The organism is Variovorax sp. 20P10.2.4, from assembly GCF_058244205.1.
Window position 1 is genome coordinate 1 of the sequence record NZ_JBZAYE010000470.1, and the last position, 5,865, is coordinate 5,865.

At 69.8% G+C, this 5,865-nt stretch carries 4 protein-coding genes; all 4 read left to right on the forward strand.

From position 1 onward, the window contains the following. Positions 1 to 2,007 (forward strand): TonB-dependent receptor (locus tag AC27VN_RS30485; protein ID WP_490878975.1); only part of this gene is annotated, 2,007 nt, incomplete at its 5' end. Continuing rightward, a complete protein-coding gene (locus tag AC27VN_RS30490) occupies positions 2,007 to 2,417 on the forward strand; it encodes a hypothetical protein (protein WP_490878976.1) in 411 nt (136 codons plus the stop codon). The genes AC27VN_RS30485 and AC27VN_RS30490, both read left to right, overlap by 1 nt. 79 nt (positions 2,418 to 2,496) lie before the next feature. After that, on the forward strand, positions 2,497 to 4,596 hold the full coding sequence (locus AC27VN_RS30495) for a TonB-dependent receptor (protein ID WP_490878977.1): 2,100 nt from the start codon (positions 2,497 to 2,499) through the stop codon (positions 4,594 to 4,596). A 67-nt stretch (positions 4,597 to 4,663) separates the two neighbouring features. Then, positions 4,664 to 5,614: an AEC family transporter gene (locus AC27VN_RS30500; RefSeq protein ID WP_490878978.1), complete on the forward strand. Its 951-nt coding sequence runs from the start codon at positions 4,664 to 4,666 to the stop codon at positions 5,612 to 5,614. Positions 5,615 to 5,865: the final 251 nt, after the last annotated feature.

Genomic DNA, 5,865 nt, shown 5'->3' on the forward strand with positions numbered 1-5,865 from the left:
GCGCGCATGGAGCTGTCGCCCGCGGTCGGCGCCACGGTCTACCGCATCGACCGCTCGGCCATCGACGCGCTCGGCAAGGGCGACGCCACGCCGCTGGACGACGTGCTGCTGACCCTGCCGGGCGTCGCCAAGGATTCCAAGGCCTCGGGCTCGCTGCACGTGCGCGACGACCACGGCAACGTGCAGTACCGCGTCAACGGCGTGCAGCTGCCCGAGGGCATCTCGGGCTTCGGCCAGTCGCTCGACACGCGCTACATCGACTCGGTCGATTTCCTCACCGGCGCCTTGCCCGCGCAGTACGGCCTGCGCACCGCCGGCATCGTCGACATCCAGACCAAACAGGGCCTCGGCAAGCCCGGCGGCTCGCTCGGCTTCACCTTCGGCAGCCACAACACGCTGGAGGAGAACGCGTCGTTCTACGGCACCACGGGCAACCTGAGCTACTACCTGTCGGGCAGCCTGGTGTCCAACACCAGCGGCATCGAGAACCCCCAGCCCACGCTGAACGCGCAGAACGACCGCACGCGCCAGGGCAAGACCTTCGGCACCTTGTCGTACTACCTCGACGCTGACACGCGGCTGGGCCTGATGTTCGGCACCTACAACGGCAAGTTCCAGATCCCGACCAATCCCGGCCAGGCCCCGGCCTTCTCGCTCGCCGGCTTCAGCGACCTGGGCTCGGGCTTCAATGCGCTGCCGTCGTCCGACGTGCGCGAGCGGCAGACCGAGGCCACGCGCTTCGTCGCGCTGTCGTTCCAGAAGACGCTCGGCGCGCTCGACTTCCAGGTCTCGGCCTTCCACCAGTACTCGAACCTGCACTACCTGCCCGACCCGGTGGGCGACCTGGTCTACAACGGCGTGGCCTCGGACACCCTGCGCTCGAATTCGTCCAACGGCCTCCAGGCCGATGCCTCGTACAAGCTCGGCAGCGCGCACACGCTGCGCTTCGGCGGCGCCTACACGCGGCAGACCACGCGCAGCATCAATGCGGTGAACGTGTTCCCGGTCGACGACAGCGGCGCGCAGGCCGGCGACACGCCGCTGCTGATCAACGACGACTCCGGCAAGGTCGGCCAGCTCGCCAGCCTCTATCTGCAGGACGAGTGGCGCATCGACCCGAAGCTCACGCTCAACTACGGCCTGCGCTACGACAGCGTCGATGCCTTCACCAAGGAGCACCAGTGGAGCCCGCGGCTGAACCTCGCGTACAAGCTGTCGGACGACACGGCGCTGCACGCGGGTTACGCGCGCTACTTCACGCCGCCGCCGCAGGAGCTGGCGTCGCAGCAGAGCATCAATCTCTACGCGGGCACCACCAACCAACCCGAGATCGCCGTTTCCGACCCGGTGAAGGCCGAGCGCACCCACTACTTCGACCTGGGCGTGGACCACAAGCTGAGCCCGAACCTGTCGCTGTCGGCCGACGTCTACTACAAGAACATCACGAACCTGGTCGACGAAGGCCAGTTCGGCCAGGCGCTGATCCTGTCGCCGTTCAACTACGCCGACGGCTTCGCGCGCGGCGTGGAGCTGTCGGCGCGCTACAACGACGAGCACTGGTCGGCCTACGCGAACCTGGCCCACCAGAAGGCGATGGGCAGGAACATCGTGTCGAGCCAGTCGCTGTTCGGCGCCGACGAGCTGGGCTACATCGCCAACCACGATGTGTACCTGGACCATGACCAGACCTGGACGGCCTCGGCCGGCGCCAGCTACCGCTTCGGCGACGACCAGATCAGCGGCGACGTGATCTTCGGCAGCGGCCTGCGCCGCACGCCCGACGGCGGCGCGCCCAACAGCGCCGCGCTGCCGAACTACACGGTGGTCAACGCCGCCTACGCCCACACCTGGAAGTACGCCTCGGGCAGCGACGTGGTCGGCCGCGTCGCGATCCTGAACCTGTTCGACAAGAGCTACCTGCTGCGCGACGGCACCGGCGTCGGCGTGGGCGCGCCGCAATACGGCACGCGGCGCAGCGTCTACATGAGCATGACCACGCACTTCTGATGAAGCATTCGAGGCTGTCGCGCGCCGTCGTTCTCACGCTGCTGCTTGCGGTGTGGGCGGCGTCGACCCTCGGGCTCGTGCATGCCACGCTGCACGTGCCGGGCGACTGGACCCGGACCGTGGAGGCCCGGCGCACGGCCATGGCCGCCGGCGCGACGCAGGGCGTGCATGAAGCGCAGGCGCATGCTCCCGCCGCCCGGCACGGCTGGCTGCATGCCCTGTTCGGCGATCGCACCGATGCCGAGTGCCGGCTGTACGACCGGCTCGCGCACGGCTCCGGCGCCCTGGGCGTGCCGCTGGTGCTGCTGCCGATGCAGCTGCCCGCGGCGAGCTTCGCCTACCTGCAGGGCCAGGTCGTCGTGCGCTGGCTCGCGCCGTTCGAGGCGCGCGGCCCGCCTCCGGCTCGCTGAATTTCCTGTTTCCGATTCGCCGCCGCCCGTCGCGCACGGGCGGCTGGCGGTCGTTCATCGATTCAACGAGTTTTCATTCATGACCCCCCAATTCCGTCGCAACGCCATTGGCGCCGCCGTTCTCTCGCTCGCCACGGCCGCGGCCCTGGCCCAGACCGCACCCGCCGATCCCTCGCCGAACCCGCAACCCACCACCAGCCTGCGCGAGATCACCGTCACCGGCAACCCGCTGGGCGCCAGCGACCTGATCGCGCCCACCACCACGCTCTCGGGCGACGAACTGCTGCTGCGCTCGCAGTCCACGCTGGGCCAGACGCTCGACAACATCCCCGGCGTCAGCAGCACCTACTTCGGCCCCAACGCCAGCCGGCCGATCATCCGCGGCCAAGACGGCGACCGCATCCGCATCCTGCAGAACGGCGGCGGCGCGCCCGATGCCTCGGCGCTGAGCTACGACCACGCGGTGCCGGTCGACGCGCTGGTCACCGAGCGCGTCGAGGTGCTGCGCGGCCCGTCGGCGCTGCAGTACGGCGGCAGCGCGGTCGGCGGCGTGGTCAACCTGATCGACAACCGCATCCCGAGCGAGCCGATCGAGGGCTTCGGCGGCCGTGCCGACCTCGGCTATGCCACCGGCAACCGCGAGAAGAACGGCGCCGTGATGCTCGAGGGCGGCAACGGCCGCTTCGCGCTGCATGCCGATGCCTTCAAGCGCGACTCGAGCGACGTTTCGGCGCCGATCGACCTGAACTGCGAGAAGCCCGGCTCGCCCTGGCGCGCGCGCAAGATCTGCAACTCGGCCAACGAGGCGCACGGTGGCGCGATCGGCGGCACGCTGTTCTTCGACCGGGGCTGGATCGGCGCCTCGGCGAGCACCTACCGCAGCAACTACGGCACCGTGGCCGAGGACGACGTGACCATCGCGATGAAGTCCGATCGCTACGCGATCGAGGGCGAATGGCGCCCGGGCGGCATCATCCGCAGCGTCCACGCCAAGCTCAGCCACACCAACTACCGCCACACCGAGTTCGAGGGCGCCGAGGCCGGCACCACCTTCTCGAACATGAGCAACGACCTGCGCGTCGAGGTGCGGCACGAGAAGATCGGGCCGCTGGAAGGCCTGATGGGCTTCAGCGCCGAGACCAACCGCTTCGCCGCCGACGGCGAGGAAGCCTTCGCGCCGCACAGCCGCACGCGCTCGCGCGCGCTGTTCCTCTACGAGGAGATGGGCACCTCGTGGGGCAAGCTGAGCTTCGGCGCGCGCACCGAGCGCGTCACCGTGCGCTCGCTCGGCTATCCCGACGATCCGAGCATCAACCGCTTCGCGATCGGCGAGCGCACCTTCAACCCGAACAGCGCCGCCTTCGGCGCCCTGGTCAACCTCGCGCCGCAGTGGCAGCTGACCTCGAACATCGCCTACACCGAGCGCGCGCCCAAGGACTACGAGCTGCTGGCCAACGGGCCGCACGTGGCCACGGCCGCGTGGGAGGTCGGCAACCCCAACCTCAGCAAGGAGCAGTCGACCGGCTTCGACCTCGGCGCGCAATGGAAGTCGGGGCCGAACACGGCGCGCGTCAACGCCTACGTCACGCGCTTTCGCAACTACATCGGCCTGACCGCCTCGGGCCGCACGCTCGACGAGGAAGGCCAGGTCGTGACCGATCCCGAGGTCACCGACACGCTGGCCGAGTACCTCTACAACGGCGTGCGCGCGCGCTTCACCGGCATCGAGGCCAGCGGCAACCTGCGCCTGCTGGGCAGCGACGGCTTCGCGCGCATGGCCGACGCCGGCACGCTCGATCTCGAGTGGCGCGGCGACCTGGTGCGCGCGAAGAACACCGACACCGGCGAGCCGCTGCCGCGCATCGCGCCGGTGCGCGTGGGCGCCACGCTGGTCTACGGCAACGGCCCGTGGAGCGGCCGCGTCGGCTTCGACTACAACGCCGCGCAGCACCGCGTGCCCGGCGTCGGCGCGCGCGAGACCGATGCCTACACGCTGTGGAACGCCTCGATCGCCTACCGCATGAAGGTGCAGCGCGCCAACCTCACCTGGTATGCGCGCGTCGACAACATCGGCAACAAGCTGGCCTACAGCGCGACCTCGATCCTGACGACGACGGTGTACCCGGCCGCACCGCTGCCGGGGCGGTCGCTGAAGGTGGGCGTGCGCGTGACCTTCTGACCGGACGGGGCCTCCTTCCCCCGGCGGGGGAGGGAGGCGGGCGCGAACGCTCGGCTATCCTCGACCGGTGAATTCGTTCGTCATCTCCTCCCTCCTGCCCGTCGTGCTGCTGATCGCGGCGGGCTACCTGGCCGGGAGGCGCCGCTGGATCGGCGGCCCCGCGGTCAAGGACCTCTCCAACCTGATCTTCCTGCTGCTCGCGCCGGCGCTGCTGTTCCGCGCGATGAGCGGCGTGCACGTCGAGGAACTGCGCTTCAAGCCGGTGGCCGCCTACTTCATCGCCTCGGGGCTGCTGTTCGCGGCCACCTTGGCGCTGCGTGGCTTCAACCGCACGGGCGCGGTGCTCGCGCTCGCCAACACCTACAGCAACACCGTGATGATCGGCATCGTGCTGGTCGGCCTGGCCTATGGCGAGGCCGGCATGGTGGTGCTGCTGACCTTGATCTCGCTGCATTCGCTGGTGCTGATGACCAGCGCCACCGTGGTGCTCGAGCTCGCGGTGGCGCGCGAGCACGCGGTGGTGAGCGGCGCCGAGAAGCGCTCGATGCTGCGCACCGTGCTGCGCGCGCTGCGCAACGCCATCATCCATCCGGTGCCGCTGCCGATCATCGCGGGCCTGCTGTTCGCGCAGAGCGGCTGGGTCATGCCGCAGCCGGTCGACCGCACCATCGAGCTGCTGGGCCAGGCCTTCGGCCCGGTGGCGCTCGTGATGGTGGGCATCACGCTGGCGCTCACGCCGGTGGGGCGCCACTGGCGCAGCGCCATGGTGCAGGCCGGCGTCAAGAACCTGCTGCATCCGCTGCTGGTGGCGATCATCGGCTGGGCGCTCGGCGTGCGCGGCATTCCGCTCACGGTGATGGTGGTCGCGGCCGCGCTGCCGATCGGCGCCAACGTGTTCCTGTTCTCGCAGCGCTACCGCAGCGCCGAGGACCTGGTGACCGCCAGCGTCGCGGTCTCCACGCTGCTGGCGCTGGTCACGCTCACGCTGGTGATGCTCTGGGTGCAGTGGTTGCCCTGACACCGGCCGCGGGCCACGCGAAACCGTAGCCTTTCGATTTCCTTCTCGCCCCGTGCCCCCTATGCCGTTCGGAAGGTGGCCGTTTGGCGAGATGTGGAGCGCCGCCGGCCGCTCTACATTTCCCCGCTGATGATTTGCCAGACGCGATCCATGCCCGTTGCTGCGATGGTGCTGATCGCGACGGCGATCGCGCCATGGCTGCTGCTGGGCGCCGCCACGCCGGCGGCGGCGCAGGCCAAGCCGTGCCGCAC

Coding starts and splice junctions, on each gene's coding strand:
- AC27VN_RS30490 (WP_490878976.1), top strand. CDS start 2,007: ATGAAGCATTCGAGGCTGTCGCGCGCCGTCGTTCTCACGCTGCTGCTT.
- AC27VN_RS30495 (WP_490878977.1), top strand. CDS start 2,497: ATGACCCCCCAATTCCGTCGCAACGCCATTGGCGCCGCCGTTCTCTCG.